At 64.4% G+C, this 15,281-nt stretch carries 12 protein-coding genes and 1 tRNA gene; 6 read left to right on the forward strand and 7 right to left on the reverse strand.

The window, feature by feature from the left end; genetic code table 11:
• Nucleotides 1-85 precede the first annotated feature (85 nt).
• The gene (locus llg_RS15850) at nt 86-1,540 is read right to left on the reverse strand and encodes an inorganic phosphate transporter (protein WP_338285678.1); all 1,455 of its coding nucleotides are present in this window, start codon (nt 1,538-1,540) and stop codon (nt 86-88) included.
• 10 nt (nt 1,541-1,550) lie between these two features.
• Nucleotides 1,551-2,177 (reverse strand): hypothetical protein, encoded by a 627-nt coding sequence (locus tag llg_RS15855; protein WP_338285679.1) that lies wholly within the window; start codon nt 2,175-2,177, stop codon nt 1,551-1,553.
• 178 nt (nt 2,178-2,355) lie between these two features.
• Between llg_RS15855 and pstB the strand changes: the two genes are divergently transcribed.
• Nucleotides 2,356-3,237: a phosphate ABC transporter ATP-binding protein PstB gene (gene pstB, locus llg_RS15860; protein ID WP_338285680.1), complete on the forward strand. Its 882-nt coding sequence runs from the start codon at nt 2,356-2,358 to the stop codon at nt 3,235-3,237.
• Nucleotides 3,238-3,251: 14 nt separating this feature from the next.
• Nucleotides 3,252-3,938, forward strand: coding sequence for a phosphate signaling complex protein PhoU (gene phoU, locus llg_RS15865; protein ID WP_338285682.1), 687 nt, complete (start codon nt 3,252-3,254; stop codon nt 3,936-3,938).
• Nucleotides 3,939-3,980: 42 nt separating this feature from the next.
• On the opposite strand, the gene llg_RS15870 is transcribed toward phoU, so the two are convergent.
• The 5 genes from llg_RS15870 to llg_RS15890 form a co-directional block, all read right to left on the reverse strand.
• On the reverse strand, nt 3,981-4,409 hold the full coding sequence (locus tag llg_RS15870; protein ID WP_338285684.1) for a hypothetical protein: 429 nt from the start codon (nt 4,407-4,409) through the stop codon (nt 3,981-3,983).
• A gap of 9 nt (nt 4,410-4,418) precedes the next feature.
• The gene (locus tag llg_RS15875; protein ID WP_338285685.1) at nt 4,419-5,141 is read right to left on the reverse strand and encodes a DJ-1/PfpI family protein; all 723 of its coding nucleotides are present in this window, start codon (nt 5,139-5,141) and stop codon (nt 4,419-4,421) included.
• Nucleotides 5,142-5,201: 60 nt separating this feature from the next.
• Nucleotides 5,202-6,737 carry a tyrosinase family protein gene (locus llg_RS15880; protein ID WP_338285687.1) on the reverse strand — a complete coding sequence of 512 codons (1,536 nt, stop codon included), beginning with the start codon at nt 6,735-6,737 and terminating at the stop codon, nt 5,202-5,204.
• Between the two features lie 90 nt (nt 6,738-6,827).
• Complete coding sequence (locus llg_RS15885) at nt 6,828-9,188, reverse strand: redoxin domain-containing protein (RefSeq protein ID WP_338285689.1); 2,361 nt, start codon at nt 9,186-9,188, stop codon at nt 6,828-6,830.
• 409 nt (nt 9,189-9,597) lie between these two features.
• Nucleotides 9,598-10,209, reverse strand: coding sequence for an HNH endonuclease (locus llg_RS15890; RefSeq protein WP_338285691.1), 612 nt, complete (start codon nt 10,207-10,209; stop codon nt 9,598-9,600).
• Nucleotides 10,210-10,371: 162 nt separating this feature from the next.
• Here llg_RS15890 and llg_RS15895 point away from each other — a divergent pair, with 162 nt between their 5' ends.
• From llg_RS15895 to llg_RS15910, 4 genes are all read left to right on the forward strand, one after another.
• On the forward strand, nt 10,372-13,809 hold the full coding sequence (locus llg_RS15895) for a HEAT repeat domain-containing protein (RefSeq protein WP_338285693.1): 3,438 nt from the start codon (nt 10,372-10,374) through the stop codon (nt 13,807-13,809).
• Nucleotides 13,810-13,872: 63 nt separating this feature from the next.
• Nucleotides 13,873-13,952, forward strand: a tRNA-Leu gene (locus tag llg_RS15900).
• Between the two features lie 74 nt (nt 13,953-14,026).
• Nucleotides 14,027-14,845, forward strand: a complete 819-nt coding sequence (gene lpxI / locus llg_RS15905; RefSeq protein WP_338285694.1) for a UDP-2,3-diacylglucosamine diphosphatase LpxI — start codon at nt 14,027-14,029, stop codon at nt 14,843-14,845.
• Between the two features lie 65 nt (nt 14,846-14,910).
• Entirely contained in the window at nt 14,911-15,255 is a 345-nt protein-coding gene (locus llg_RS15910; protein ID WP_338285695.1) for a septum formation initiator family protein, read from the forward strand.
• Nucleotides 15,256-15,281 lie beyond the last annotated feature (26 nt).

Here is a 15,281-nt window from a genome sequence, read left to right on the forward strand (position 1 = left end):
CAACCGGAGGTGGCGGAGCCATGGGCATCCCTGGGGAAATGGCGGATCGAAATCCGCCACTCCCAGTGGAAAAGGCACATCGGGATCACCCCGCGATCTTCAGCCACAGCCACATCATTCCATAAGCGACGCCGCCGGCCGCGGGCAGGGTGAGCACCCAGGCACCGAGGATCTTCTTCACGATGCCGCCATCGATGGCGCTGAAGCGTTTGGTCGCGCCGACGCCCATGATGGCGGTGGTGATGGCGTGGGTGGTGGAAACGGTCATGCCCATCTGGCCGGTCACGGCGAGCAGGGTGGCGGCGGTGGTTTCCGCGGCGAAGCCGTGGACCGGCTGGAGCTTCACCATCTTGTGGCCCATCGTCTTGATGATGCGCCAGCCGCCGGAGGCGGTGCCGGCGGCCATCACCAGCGCGCAGACCACCTTGATCCAGGCGGGGACGTCCGGGGAAAGGTCGCGGACCTTGCCTGCGGCCGCGGCGAGAGGATCCTTGCCGTCCTTGGTGGCCTTCGCCATTTCACCGTCGAGGGTCTTCAGCCAGTCGGTCGGCTTGCCCGCCACCATCGGGCCGAGGATCGGGACCTTCGGCATGAAACGCGCCGCTTCCTTGTCGAGCGCCTGCTGGTGGGCGGTCTTCGCGCTCGCCCGCTCGCGTTCAGCGGAGGCGGCATCGCCATCCGCCTGGTAGGCGATCGCGGCCAGCGCGTGGAAGGATTCCTTGAATTCGCCGGTCTGGAGCTTGTCCGCCTCGGTCGCTAGGATGGCGGCCACCTGGGGATCCTTCGAGCCCTTCAGGATCGCCTGGATCTGGTGCTCGGCCACGGGGGACTTGTCCATTTTCAAGAAGCCCAACCACGACGGCAGTTGGTCGAACGACCCGGCGGTGGTGGCGGTCACCAGCGCCAGCGTGATGATGCCCATCGTCTTCTGGGCGTCCGCCAAGCCGTGGGCGAAGCCCATGTAGCTGGCGCTGAAAATCTGGGCGCGTCCGAAGAAGCGGTTCACCCACATCGGCTTCGCGTTCCGGAGGAGCGCGTAGAGGATCGTCATGATGATGAAGCCGCCGACGAGGCCGACCACCGGCGAGGTCAGCATCGGCCAGATCACCTTGTGGAGCACACCTTCGTAAACGACCTTGCCGTCCTTGATCTTCTCGGCGGTCCAGATGATCGCCTTCCAGTTGCCGTGGGAATTGGCCAGCGTGGCGCCGCAGAGACCGCCCACCAGCGCGTGGGTGGAGCTGGAGGGGAGACCCAGCCACCAGGTCAGGAGGTTCCACGTGATACCGCCGATCAGCGCGCAGATGATGGTGCTGGTGGTCACGAACTTCGCGTCCACGAGGCCGGACGACACCGTTTTGGCGACGGCGTGGCCGATGAGCGCGCCCACCAGGTTGGTGATGGCGGCGAGCATGATGGCCTGGCGCGGGGTCAGGACCTTGGTCGAGACGACGGTCGCGATCGAGTTCGCGGTGTCGTGGAAACCATTGATGAACTCGAAGGCCAGGGCCACGAGGATCACGACGATGATCAGCGTCATGGCGGGCGCGTCAGGAGTTCTTGTAAGCGATTTGCTTGGCGATGTTGCCGACGTCGCGGCAGCGGTCGAAAACCTTTTCCAACAGATCGTAGAGGTTGGAAACGATCACGACCACCAGGGTGTCGTATTTGCCGCTGTAGAGGTCCTTCAGGCACTCCAGCATCAGCTTGTCGGCGTCGCCCTCGATGGTCTGCATGCGGTCGTTGAGCTCCTTCATGCGGACGATGTCCATGCCCTTGCGGAGGGCGTGGATCATGTCGACCACCAGGCCGGTGGCCTCGTCCAGCATCTCGGCGTGGCGGGTGAAATCGACCGCGGCGGCCTTGTCCGGGCAGATCATGGCGCGTTCCACGAACTTTTCGACCGTCTTTGGGATCTTGTAGAGGGCCGTGGAAAGGGCCTCGATGTCCTCCCGCTCCAGGGCGGTGACGAAGGTTTTCACCAGCAACTCGCTGATTTCCTGGGTGATGGCCTTGTCCTTCTTCCGCATGCCGGCGAACTCGTCGAGCGACGGCGCAGGCTGCTGGCGCAGGATGCGGGTGAGGCCGCCGATGCTTTGCCGCGCTTGCTCGGCGCTGGCGATGAGCAGGTCGAAAAAGCGGTCTTCTTTGCCGAAGAGGCGTTGGATCGAGATCATGGGCGGGCGTGATTGTGTCGAAATGGTCACACGTGGCAAGCCGCACAACGGGGAAAGTCTGTCACATTCCCGCAGCCCACCGCCGGAAGGCCGCCGCGGGCCTCCCTTTACAAGGGAAAGCCGCGCTGCTAACCGGAGGCCGGTCCGGGTGGTTTCAAACGCTCATCCCCGATCGCCCATGATTCTCGCCATGCCAGAAGCCTCGAAAAAGACGCCGGTTGCCTCCCCAGCGCCAGCTCCCGCCGTGCCGACCGCCCAGCCGGTGGCCGCCGTGCCGGCCGCGAAACCGGAAACGGTGCCCTCGGTCCCCGCCATCCAGGTCCAGGGAGTGGATTTCTGCTACGGTTCCAACAAGGTGCTCAAGGACGTCTCGCTCGATATCCCGACCAACGAGGTGATCGCCTTCATCGGGCCGTCCGGTTGCGGCAAGACCACGCTGCTGCGCTGTTTCAACCGCATGAACGACCTGGTCCCGGGGGCCCGCGTCACCAAGGGCTCGATCATCATCGAGGGCGCGAACATCGCGGACTCCGCGATCGATCCGGTCCAGCTCCGCCGCCATGTCGGCATGGTGTTCCAGAAATCGAACCCGTTTCCCCGCAGCATCTACGACAATATCGCCTACGGTCCGCGGACGCTCGGCGAGAAGAACAAGAAGGTGCTCGACGATCTCGTGGAGAAGTCCCTGCGCCGCGCCGCGCTGTGGGACGAGGTGAAGGATCGCCTCGACGACATCGCCACCGGCCTCTCCGGCGGCCAGCAGCAGCGCCTGTGCATCGCCCGCACGATGGCGGTGGACCCGGAAATCATTCTCATGGACGAGCCCTGCTCCGCGCTCGACCCCATCGCCACGGCCCACGTCGAGGACCTGATCCTCGACCTCAAGGAGCACTACACGATCGTCATCGTGACCCACAACATGCAGCAGGCGACCCGCGTTTCCGACCGCACCGCCTTCTTCTACCTAGGTGAACTCATCGAATACGGCAATACCCGCCAGATGTTCGAGAACCCTTCCCAAAAGCGCACGGAGGACTATATTTCCGGTCGCTTCGGTTGATACTTCCCCAAAAAATGCAACAGCACATCCTCAAGGACTTCGATCACGCCATGACCACCCTCCGCGGCGAGGTGCTGACCATGGCCGGACTTGCCCGCCTGAATCTGGAACGCGCCATCCAGGCCCTGCTCGAACGCAACCAGGACCTCGCCAACGCGGTTATCGCCGATGACAACGAGGTCGACGAGCTCGAGCGCAAGGTCGATCAGCTCGGCATGGATGTGCTGGTCCGTTTCCACCCGGTGGCCAGCGACCTGCGGCTGGTGGTGACCGCGATGAAGATCTCGATGAACCTCGAGCGCATTTCCGACCACGCGGTGAGCATCTCCAAACGCGCCCGCAAGCTCGCGGTCGGCCCGGAACTGCCGGACATCAACCTGATCGAGCCGCTCTACACGCTGGCCGACCACCTGTTGCGCGACGCGATCTCCGCCTTCAGCGATCGCAACGCCAAGCTCGGGGAATCCCTCCACGCGCGCGACAAGGAGCTGGACCGCCTGCACCGCGATGCCACCGCGACCTTCGGTTCCCGCATCGAGGAAACCGGCCGCAGCGAGGAATACCTGCACTTGATCCTGATCGTCCGCTCGCTGGAGCGGGTGGGGGACATGGCCGCGAACATCGGCGAGAACGCCGTGTTCCTCGATGTCGCGAAGGACATCCGCCATGAAGCCGGCCGCAAGGTCGCCGACATGGGTTGAGGGTTCTTCAAGGAGTGGCGGATTTCGATCCGCCACTCCTCGTCAGCGGCACAGGCGGCGCATCGCGAGGCTGTTCCAGACCGAGCCTCCGACGATCAGCAAGATGCCGCTGTTGAGCGCCCAAGTCAGCGACGGGGCGTAACGGCGGACCAGAAACAGTGTGGCGGCACCCGTCACGCTGAGCAGAACCGGACCGTAGCCGACTTTGCCGATCTGCTTGCCGAGGGAAACGAGGTGCAGGACCAGCATGGCCACCAGCACCGGCAGCAGGGCCTCCATGTAGGGTGATCCCGAGATGCCCGCCAGACCCAGCGCGCTGCAATAGGCGGCCCAGCACATCGGGCACTTCGGGAAGAACGCGACCAGCACGCTCAGGGCGAAAGCCCCGGCGGTGCGTGCGGACGGGCGGCCGTGGGTCGGAGCGCCCGCCGGTTCACCAGCCACGGGGGATTTGCACGAACAGGCGGGCATGGGGTGCCGTCAGGCGGAGTGCTTTTCCCCCGCCAGGAAGGCGGTGACGGTCTTCTCCAACGAGGTCGCCCCTTCTCCGAAGTGTTGGAAGAACGAGGCCAGCACATCCGGCGGAGCCGTCAGCGGGGTTCCGGCATTGTAGGGCGGATCGGGCGCATACTGGTTGAGAAGCTGCGCTTGCATCGCGCTGGTGCTGTCCGAGATCGCCGCGATGACCGCCAGCGAGGCATCCAGGCCCGAACTGATGCCGCCGCCGGTGATCCGGTTCCGGTCCATCCAGTAGCGCGGGTAGCCGGAGGCCAGGAGGACGTTCGGGAAAAGGGTGAGCGATTGCTGGAACTGCCAGTGGGTGGTGGCGGTGTATCCGTCCAGCAGCCCGGCGGCCGCGAGAAGGATCGCCCCGGTGCAGACGGAGCACACATAGCCGGCCTTCGGGCCCTCGCGTTTCAGCCACGCGAGCGTGTCCGATGACGCGGAGATCTGTGCATCGTAGCCGGAACCGAAGCCGCCCGGCACCCAGATGGCATCGGTTTCGGATAGTTCGGGCAGCGCGTGCTGCGCCTGGAGGCCCACGCCTTGCAGGCTTTTCACGAGTCCGGGTTCGGCCGCGGCGACCACGGAGACGATGCTGGTGGTGCCGGCGATGCTGCTGAACATCGCGAGCGGGCCGCAGACATCGAGGATGTCGAAGTCCGGATACAGCGGGATGACAATGCGGGTGATCTTGGCCATGGGAGGGGTCGGTTTGGAAAAAGGGCGCTCCGCGGAGTGAAGGTGGAGCGCCCGGTGGGATCATTCGTTGCTCAGCAGCAGGCGCACCTCGACGGTTGGGTTGCCCATCAGCTTGTTCGGGAACCGGTCGCCGACGAAGCTCTTGTCGATCGGTTCGACCCAGACTCCCAGCTTGCCGCCGGTGACTTCCGCGAGCGGCAGTTCGAAGTCGAAATGGACCACGGCGTTCTCGACGCAGTTCTCGCACTTCTCGGCCTCGTTCGGCTGGAAGAACGCCTTCGAGGCGATTGTCTGTCCGTCCTTCTGGAGGTGGACGGAGAAGCTGCCCGGGATCTTGAGCCGGTTGAGCCCCTGCACCCGGACGTTGACGAGATCCGGCTGCACCTCGAATTTCTGGGAAGTGAGGCTGCTCCGGAGGGTCTTGGTCTGGAAGGCCATGAGGGTCGGGGTACGGGGTTCCTCGTAGTCGACGTCGAGGCTCGTCACCGAGTTGATGATCGAGAGCGTGTTGAGGTTCAGCGGGGCCGTGGAGAAGGGGTCCAGCTTCTGCAGGATCGGCAGGGTGAAGATCTGGTAGCTGAGCGGATCCTTGGTCTTGTTGATGGTGCTGAGCAGGCCGTTGAGGTCGGTGGCCTGCATGCTCTTCTGCCACTTCCAGAACAGGCGGTCCCAGTTGCAGTGGAAGAAGAAGAACACCGGATCGAACGCGGCGACGTTCTGGTCGGCCATGGTGTTGCCGATGGAGACATGGCCGCCGTCGTGGGCGGCGATGATGGTGTTGTAGGGCGCGCCGGCGAAGTAGCCGTGGAAGTCTTCCCAGTCGGTCTTGGTGAGGGCGCGCTGGATGTCGGCGGTGACGTCGTACTGCACCAGCTTGGCGGCGATGGTGGCATCGTCGAAGCGCTCGGTGACGTAGCCCTTGTTGTAGCCGCCGCCGATGTCGCGGGGCAGGGTGTATTGGTCGAACGGCGGCAGTTTGAGCACCTCCGGCAGCGGGGTGGTGATGTCCCAGTAGGGCAGGGTTACCTTGTCGCAACCGGGCACCGAGCGCATGGCGTTCTCGAAGCCCACCAGGTAGGCGCGGTGCCACGGGTTGTAGCCCGGCGCGTGGTGCTGGCAGAAGAAGCGCGGCGGGGTGCCGGTGCCGGGGAGCCAGTGGATGCCGGCCTGTTTGAAGAAGCTGTTCGGATCATCGGGATCCTTCGCGATCATGCCTTCGAAGGCCTTCTTCACGAGCGCCAGTTCACCGTCGGAAAGCGTGGTGATGTCCCTGCGGATGCGGGAGGCCACCGGTGCGGCGGCGGCCTTGAAGAGGCGGGCTTGCTGGAGGGACGGAGCGTTGGTGCCCTTGGGGCAATCGTTCGTCATCCAGTTCAGGAAGGTCTCGACCCAGTCGGAGGGCCAGGGATTGCCGGGTGGCATGCTGCCGCTGGCGACTTGGCCGTAGATGATGCTCGAGTTGTCCTTGACCACGTCATAGATCGAGAGGTCGAGGCCTTGGCTGCGCATGTGGTCGATATCGTCCTGGGTGAACAGGTGGCGGATATCGGAGTACCAGGTGGGATTGGCGACTGGGGTGCTGGGATTCGAAGGCATGTGGGTTGCGGAAAAGCGGATATGAAAATCCCGCCGCCACGGAGGAACCGGGTCTCCGTGGCGGGGGAAAGGAGTGGTGTCCGGCGCGGATCAGTTGCCGGTGGCGGCCAGCGGCTTGACGGCGGTGTCCACGGCGGCGGTGGACTTCGCGGGTATCTGGTCGAGCAGCCCGGCGATGTTCATGTAGGGATTGGAACCGGTGGTGCCCCACACGACGTTGCCCTTCTCATCGATCACGAACGTCCCGTGGGCGAGGTCGTTGCCGCGGGAGCAGCCGTAGGCGCTGAAGGCCTTGCCATCCGGATCGGCGAGGATCGGGAACGGGCTGGGCGTGCCAGCCAGCGCGGTCTTCAGGGAGGCGGTGTCATCCGACGAGATGCCGACCACGCGGATGCCCTTTTCCTTGAAGCGGTCGTAGAGGGCGGTGAATTCCGCGACCTGGCGGGAGCAGTGCGAGCAGCCGTGGCCCTTGAACAGGAACACCACGTGGCGCTGGCCCGCGAAGTCCTTCTCGCTGACGAGGCGACCCTCGCCATCCGGGCGGCTGAACGCCGGAGCCGCCGTGCCGGGCTGCGGCACCGGAGTGGAGTTGCTGGCGGTGGTGGGGGCCTTCGGGTCCTTGATGTCCACGAGCTGCATCATGCCCTGGTCCTCATGGTCGAGGATGTGGCAGTGCTGCACGAAGGTGCCGACGAAGTCGGTGTATTTGGTGCGGAACTTCACGGTGCCGTTGTTCGGCACCCAGATGGTGTCCCGCCAAATCGGGCCACCGGTGAGCTGTTCGACCTGCGGGCTCTTCGGATCGTTCGGGTCCTTCGGTCCCATGATCGAGAAGACCTCGAAGGGGTTCACATGGATGTGGAACGGATGGCCGGTGTTGATGGTGCCGCCATTCTTGACGCTCACGGTCCACTCGTCGGTGTTGCCGAGCGAGAGTTCCTTGGCCTGGTCCATGTCGAAGGCCTTGCCATCGATGGTGAAGATCACGCCGCCGGTGGTCGGCAGGATGCCGTAGACGGCGCTCTGCGGCGAATCGATCTTCGCGTCCTTGAGCGTGGGCAGGCGGAACTGCGCCAGTTGGTTGTCCACGGGCAGCTTCATGGAGGCCGGGGTGCCTTCCACCACGATGCGGGCGATGTATTTCAGCGGCTCGCCCTGGCCGTCGATGCCGCTGGCGGTGGCCTGGTCCACGAGCACGTATTCGCCGGGTTTTTCCGGGGCCTTCACCAGCACGTCGGAACGGTAGCCGGGGAGCAGGTTGATGACGTCCTTCTGGACCGACTTGCCGAGAGCGAGGCCGTCCACGGCGATCTCATGGAAGGGGATGCCCGGGGTGGTGCCGTCGGGAGTGGTGATCTGGAGGTCGATTTGCTCGCGCTGGCCGCTGTCCACGATGCGCCAGCGCTCGACCTGGCCGGGAGCCATGCGGATCACCGGGAGCTGGACGCCATTGACGGTGGTGTAGCGGCCGAGGGTTTCCCAATCGCCGGGGCCGAAGATGTATCCGGCGAGCTTTTCCTCGATGATGCCCTCGGGGAAATCGAAGGTGATGGTGCCGCCATTGCCATCATCCAGCGTGTTCTTGTAGATATAGGGGATCTGGTTGAGCACCATCACGCGCTCCTTCGCCGCCTTGACTTCCGGGACCTCGTCGAGGTCGCCCTCGATGATAAGGGCACCGGACATGCCGCTCGCCACGTTGCCGGCCGTCGAGCCATGGCGGTGGGCGTGGTACCAGTAGGTGCCGCAGGTGTGGTCCTTCGGGATCTTGATCTCGTATTCCTGGGTGGCACCCGGGTCGATTTCGAGCAGCACGTTGTCACTGACGCCGTTCGGTGAAACGTGCAGGCCGTGGGTGTGGAGGTTGGTGGTGTTGAAGTCGTGGAGCGTGTTCATCGAGTCCTTCTGCCACGGCTGCGGCGGAAGGTTGTTCTTCACGGTGATCCGCAGGGTGTCGCCGGGCTTGGCGCGGAGGGTGGGGCCCACGAGGTGGCCGTTATAGGAACGGAGGTAGACCGGATCGTTGCCGATGAAATTGCGGGCGTAGGTGGCCACCAGTTCGGCGGTGAGCACGCCGTGGTGCGAGCGGATTTCTTCGGGATCCGTGTATCCGTTGAGCGTCTGGCGTGCGAGCGAGCCGCGCTGTGGAGCGGGGAGCTTGGCGTCCAGTTCCAGCTTCTCAAGCTGGGGCAGGCTCATTTCATTGGTGAACTTCGGGCTGCCCTTGAGGGTGGGTTTCGGGGCCACGGGTGCCTCGGCGAGCTTCTGCCACTTGTTGGCGAGGAGCTTCCAGGCGTTGTCGACCTCGGCGCGTTCCTTCACGAAGTTCGGCCTGCCGTTCGGATCGTCCTTCGGCGGATTGTCGGACTGGGCGCTGGCGGAGAAAACCGGCAGCAGCGCGGCTGCCATCAGCAGGTGCCCGCGGTGGCGGGGAAGGGAGGTGGGATTCATGGATTTCGATGGGTCGGGGTGAGGGAATCAGCGGTGGATGGAGAGCGTCGATGACTGGACCGGGTTGTGGCCGGTTTTGGGTCGGCGTTATGCGTGTTGGCCGATTTTGATGATATGAAAAAGATTGATGAAGGTGATGATGGATCGCTTGTGGCGCGAATAGTAACGCCTGATAGATTTGTCGAATCAAATTGAGTCGATGGATTAAACTTATGTTTTATGGGATTTATTGTGGCCGGTTTTGTTTCTGTTAGAGTGTCTGGGAAGTTGTGTGCATCGAGAGTGCGCGAGGGGACGCAGGGTGGGGCGATGTGTCCTGCGCGCCGTCAACGGGGCGCGCCTCCTCACATCGAGGAGATCCGGCTTGGTGGAAGATCGGGAGGGTTTGTCCCGATCCGTTCCTCCGGGATCAGGCCGAAAGGCGGATCGAACCGGAATCCGGGTCGATGAAATGAGCCCACTTGGCGTCCGCGAGGCCGTTTTCCCGCAGGCCGAACAGCGGCTTCCAGCGGGGGGCCACCGGCTTTTTCAGCGGGTGCATATCCGCTTCCGCCGGTAATTTGTTCGCTTTCCGCGTGTTGCAGCGGATGCAGGAGGTCACGATGTTCTCCCAGGTGGTCCGGCCGCCTTTCTGGCGGGGAATCACGTGGTCGAGGTTCAATTGCACCTCCGGTAGCGCGCGGGCGCAATACTGGCAGGTGAACTGGTCCCGCAGGAAGACGTTCCGGCGGGTGAACTTCACCTCCAGTCGGGGGATTTTCTCGTAGAGGCCCAGCACCATGATGGACGGGACGAGCATCGCAAGGCGCACGGTGTGAATGAATTCCGGGCCATCGGAGCGGCCGGAGTGCTCGATCCAGGACTCCAGGTCGTGGGTCTGGAACTTCTCGTCCCCTTCGGTTTGGACGACGCGGGCGTGCCCCACGCAGAGCAGGTGCAGGGCCCGGCGGACGCTACAGGTCTGGACCGGTTGCCAGAACCGGTTCAGGACCAACACAGGATGATCGAGCAAGGCATTCATGCATCCTTTCCGAACAATCGCCCGGAAGCTAACAAAGTCATCAGGCTCGGCAACTGAAAAGGTTGCGAATCACCGTAACCCCGGTTTGAGCCCTTTGCAGCGATTGTTGGTTGAAATAGATCCGGGGAAATCCCGTAATCCCCCGCCAATATGCATCAGTCCGTGAAGCGTTCGTTGGCGTTGCTGGCCCTTTTGACCCCCGTGGCGGTGGCGCAGGAGGAAAAGGATTCGTTGGCCCCGGTCCAGGGGGATTCCGCGCTGACGGCTCCGGCCGGGGTGTCCTACCACCTGGCGGGGGATGCGAAGACGAACAAGATCGTCTCTCCGACCGCGATCACCTTCGACGAGGCGGGGGCGCTGTACGTGGCGGAGACCCACCGTTTCCGCTTCGGCGTGGAGGACAACCGCGAGCACCTCTACTGGTATCTGGACGACATCGCTTCCCAGACGAACGCCGACCGTCTGGCGATGCACGAGAAGTGGAAGGGCAAGAAGTCGATCGAGAAAATGACCGAGAAGTCCGAGGAAATCCGGAAGCTGGAGGACCTGGACCACGATGGCGTTTACGAAAAGGCGGGGACCTACGCCGATAAGTTCAATGACGTGCTTGATGGCACCGCCGCAGGCGTGATGGCGCTGGATGGCACGGTTTACTTCGCCTGCATCCCGAAGGTATGGGCTCTGCGCGATACGAAGGGCACGGGCCAGGCGGATGTGCGGGATGTGATCCAGGACGGGTTCGGCGTCCGCGTGTCCTTTTCCGGGCACGACCTGAACGGCTTTGCATTGGGGCCGGATGGTCGCATCTACGGCACCGTGGGCGACCGTGGATTCCACGTCGAGACGAAGGAAGGGAAGAAGTATCCGTCCCCGGACCGGGGCGCTATCTTCCGGTTCGATCCGGATGGCACCAATTTCGAGGTCATCCACACCGGCTTGCGGAATCCGAAGGAGATCGCCTTCGATGACCACGGCAATGCCATCTCGGTGGACAACAACTCCGACCAAGGCGACAAGGCCCGTGTGGTCTACGTCGTGGAGGGCGCGGACTCCGGGTGGACGATGGAGCACCAGGCGCTGCACTCCTTCCACCGCCAGATCGGACTGAAGGATCATCCGGACAACCGCTGGATGGTGGAGAAAATGTGGCAGCCGCAGAACGATGCCCAGCCGGCCTACATTCTCCCGCCGGTGGCGAACCTGACCTCCGGCCCCAGCGGTTTGGCCTACTATCCGGGCACCGGGTATCTGGAGAGCGAGGCGGGGCGTTTCGTGGTGTGCGATTACAAGGCGGCGCCGCCAACTTCCGGCGTCTGGTCGTTCAAGGTTGAGCCCTCCGGTGCGGGGATGACGATGACGGGCGCGCGCAAGGCGGTGTGGGGGGTGACCGCCACCGACGTCGAGTATTCCTGGGACGGGAAGCTCTACGTGGCTGACTTCAAGGGCGGCTGGGAAGCCCACGACGATGGCCGGGTGCTGTATCTCGATGCGGGCCCGAACACCGCCAAGGCCAAGGAGGCCGCGGAGGTGGCGAAGCTGGTCAAGGAGGGCTTTGACCAGCGTTCGTCCGCGGAGCTGGCGGCGCTGCTGCGTCATCCGGACATGCGGGTGCGCTTGCGGGCGGAGCTGGCGCTTTCCCGGAAGCCGGACGCGCTTGCCCAGTTCAAGAAGGCGGCTGTGTCCGCGGAAACCCTCGAGCGCCTGCACGGGGTGTGGGGGCTGGGGATTCTCGCCCGTCGCGGTGGACCTGCCGTGCACCCGGTCAGTGCACCCGCCACTCCGAACGCGGAGCTGCGGAAGGCGGCCTCGGCCGAGCTGGTGGCGCTGCTGAAGCACGCCGATCCCGAGACGCGGGCGCAGGCGGTGAAGGCGCTGGAGGAAGGTTCGCTCGATGGCAAGAGTCTGCCGCTTGCGGCGTTGGTGCTCGATGCCTCGCCGCGGGTGCGGATGTTCGCGGCCATCGCGGCCGGCAAGCTGGGAGCCACGCAAGTGATGCCGCAGGTTTTGAAGCTGATCGAGGAGAATGCGGACAAGGATCCCTATCTGCGTCACGCCGGTGCGTATGCGCTGCAATTGCTGGCGAAGGACGGGGCCGAGGTGGCCGCGCTGAAGGCGAATGGCAACCCGCACGTGCGCCTTGCCGCGGTGGTGACCCTGCGCCGGATGAAGGATGCCGGGGTGGCTTCGTTCGTGAAGGATTCCGAGCCGGTGGTGGCGATCGAGGCGATCCGGGCGATCCATGACGAGGGGATTGAAGCGGCCCGCCCCGCCGTAGCGGCGCTGCTCGATGAGGCTTCCTCAGCGAAGCTTGCGCCCTTCATGCAGCGCCGTCTGATCCACAGCGCCTTCCGGGTGGGTGGAGTGGAGAATGCGAAGCGTCTGCTCACGGTGGCTTGCACCCCGTCCTTGCCGGAGGCGACCCGACGCGAGGCGCTGCGCTTGCTTTCCCTTTGGCCGGAGCCGCCGTTGGTCGATCAATCGCTGGGGCGGATCGCTCCCTTGCCGAAGCGGGACGCCGGGGAAATCAAGCCGCTGCTGGCGGCCGGCATGCCCGTGTTGATGAAGGTGGGCGACACGCTTGATGACGCGCTGGATCTCGTGGCCCGGTTCAAGTTGTCCGTTGAGGGGCTCGATGATGCCACGCTCCGCGGGATCACCGAGCAGGAATCGGTGTCCGGCTCCGCCCGTGCGGGTGCCCTCGCACTTTATGCGGCGCGCAAGCCCGCGGACCTCTCCGCTCAGCTCGCGAAGCTGATGGGTCAGAAGAACGATGATCTCGCGCTGGAGGCGATGAAGCTGCTGGTGACCCAGTTCCCGAAGGAGGCGCTGGAGCCGCTGCTCAAGGCTACCGAGTCCACGAGCGGTGCCCGTTCCCAGGCGGCTTGGAAGGACTTGGCCAACGTGGGGGATCCTGCGGTCGCAAAGGGCATCGTGACCCAGCTTGGTGTGCTGCGCGAGAAGGGAGGGGCTTCTCCCTGCGCGCTGGAGTTGCTCGCCGCGGCCCGTGGCCGATCGGAGCCGGAGGTGAAGCAGGCGCTGGAGGCCTACGAGGCGGATCTCAAGGTGAAGTCCGCCAGCGATCCGCTCGCGGCATGGATGACTTCCTTGGAGGGGGGCGATGCCGACCGCGGAGCTTCGATCTTCCAGAGCCATCCCGCGTCCGAGTGCCTGCGTTGCCATCGCGCGGAAGTGGGCGGGGACCATGGTGGTGAGGCCGGACCGAACCTCGCCGGGGTGGCCTCGCGCGGCGACCGGAAGTATCTCCTTCAATCGCTGGTCGAGCCGTCCGCGAAAGTGGTGGCCGGCTACGGTGTGGTCAGCATGACCTTCGCCAATGGCGAAAGCCTTGGTGGCATCCTGCTGGCGGAGGCTCCCGATTATGTCGAGGTCAACGCGAACGGCAAACGCTGGCGGGTGAACCGCAAGGACATCACCAGTCTGACTCCCGCCGTTTCGGCCATGCCGCCGATGGGGCTGCTGCTGAAACCGGAGGAGGTCCGCGACCTCGTGGCCTGGCTGGCGACCCTGCAAAAGGGTGAGAAGCCCGGGAAACCGCTGCCGACTCCGCCGGTCCTCGATCCGGCGACCTTGAAACATTGATCGACTTTTCTCGATCTTCCGCTTGCACCGGGCCGGGTGTCTCCCCAACATCCGGCCCGTAACGGCGGCTTGGCGGAATTGGTAGACGCGCTCGACTCAAAATCGAGTTCTTCGGAGTGTGGGTTCGAGTCCCACAGCCGCTACGTTCATTGACCGCCGGGATCGCGGGACGCCGGACGGTGCCTTGTGCGACTGGCACGAGACCTTTCCTCCTGGCATGTCCACCTCCCGCACCATTGGCATCATCGCTGGCAACGGCGTGTATCCGGCCACCTTCATCGAAGCCGCGCGCCGCAAGAGCCCGGGGGTGAAACTGGTGGTGGCGGCGTTCGAGAACGAGACGAATCCGGAGCTCCAAAAGACGGTCGATGCCTGGGAATGGCTGCGCGTCGGCCAGCTCGGCAAGCTGATCAAGCACTTCAAGCGCGAGGGGGCCACCGAGGCGATCATGGTCGGCCAGATCGCGCCGAAGAACCTCTTCGACCTGCGTCCCGACCTGCGGACGCTGATGTTGCTGGCGCGGGTGAAGGAGCGGAACGCCGAGACCTTGTTCGGGGCGATCGGCGATGAACTGGCGAAGGATGGTATCACGCTGCTGCCGGCCACCACCTTCCTGGAGGATCTTTTGCCGGAGCCTGGACCGGTCTGCGGACCGGTGCTGAAGAAGCGCCAGCTCGAGGACGCGGCCTTCGGTTTCCGGATGGCGAAGGAAAGCAGCCGCCTGGACATCGGTCAGACGGTGGTGGTGCGTCATGGCACGGTGCTGGCGGTGGAGGCCTTCGAAGGGACGAACGCGTGCATCCGCCGCGGTGGTGAACTGGGGCGGGGGAGGGAAGTGCTGCTGGCGAAGGTTTCGAAGCCGAACCAGGATTTCCGCTTCGATGTGCCGGTCGTCGGGCCGCACACCATCGAGACCTGCGTGGAAGCCGGGGTGAAGGCGATTGTGATCGAGGCGCGCCGGACCCTGCTGCTTGAGCGCGCGACCGTCGAGCGCCTGTGCAAGGAGCGCGAGGTTTCGATTCACGCGATGGAATGAGCGCGTCAATTCCTTGACGTTCCTTGACATTTCACGGTTTTTCGGGACTAGTGGGGCTCTACCCGATGGCCCGGAAACGCAAACCGATCTCCCCGAAGGTCACGCGCTTGGAAGCGCGGACGCGGGCGATTGGCGTGGTGAACCGGTTTTTGTTTTTTACCCTGTGCCTCTCCGTGGGCTTCGTGGTGGTCGCTGCCGCGGTGCCGCAGAAGCACAAGCTGGACGAGATGGAATCCCATGTGGCGGAGGCCCGGCAGCGTCAGGCGGCCGTGGTGGCCGAGCGGGATGACAGCCTTGCCCTGTATCGGGCGTTGCGGGAAGATCCGGCCTGCCTCGAGCAGTACGCGCGGGATCGTCTCGACTACTATCGCGAAGGCGAGCGGGTGCTGCGCATCAAGCGCGGGCAGTGAGGTTGGTGGGCTGTTGCATGCGTCGT

Source organism: Luteolibacter sp. LG18 (assembly GCF_036322585.1).
Lineage (GTDB): Bacteria > Verrucomicrobiota > Verrucomicrobiia > Verrucomicrobiales > Akkermansiaceae > Luteolibacter.

Excerpts from the sequence above, each read along its gene's own strand:
- llg_RS15880 (WP_338285687.1), bottom strand. The coding sequence starts at position 6,737 with ATGCCTTCGAATCCCAGCACCCCAGTCGCCAATCCCACCTGGTACTCC.
- llg_RS15855 (WP_338285679.1), bottom strand. The coding sequence starts at position 2,177 with ATGATCTCGATCCAACGCCTCTTCGGCAAAGAAGACCGCTTTTTCGAC.
- llg_RS15870 (WP_338285684.1), bottom strand. The coding sequence starts at position 4,409 with ATGCCCGCCTGTTCGTGCAAATCCCCCGTGGCTGGTGAACCGGCGGGC.
- pstB (WP_338285680.1), top strand. The coding sequence starts at position 2,356 with ATGATTCTCGCCATGCCAGAAGCCTCGAAAAAGACGCCGGTTGCCTCC.
- llg_RS15890 (WP_338285691.1), bottom strand. The coding sequence starts at position 10,209 with ATGAATGCCTTGCTCGATCATCCTGTGTTGGTCCTGAACCGGTTCTGG.
- lpxI (WP_338285694.1), top strand. The coding sequence starts at position 14,027 with ATGTCCACCTCCCGCACCATTGGCATCATCGCTGGCAACGGCGTGTAT.
- llg_RS15885 (WP_338285689.1), bottom strand. The coding sequence starts at position 9,188 with ATGAATCCCACCTCCCTTCCCCGCCACCGCGGGCACCTGCTGATGGCA.
- phoU (WP_338285682.1), top strand. The coding sequence starts at position 3,252 with ATGCAACAGCACATCCTCAAGGACTTCGATCACGCCATGACCACCCTC.
- llg_RS15910 (WP_338285695.1), top strand. The coding sequence starts at position 14,911 with ATGGCCCGGAAACGCAAACCGATCTCCCCGAAGGTCACGCGCTTGGAA.
- llg_RS15875 (WP_338285685.1), bottom strand. The coding sequence starts at position 5,141 with ATGGCCAAGATCACCCGCATTGTCATCCCGCTGTATCCGGACTTCGAC.
- llg_RS15850 (WP_338285678.1), bottom strand. The coding sequence starts at position 1,540 with ATGACGCTGATCATCGTCGTGATCCTCGTGGCCCTGGCCTTCGAGTTC.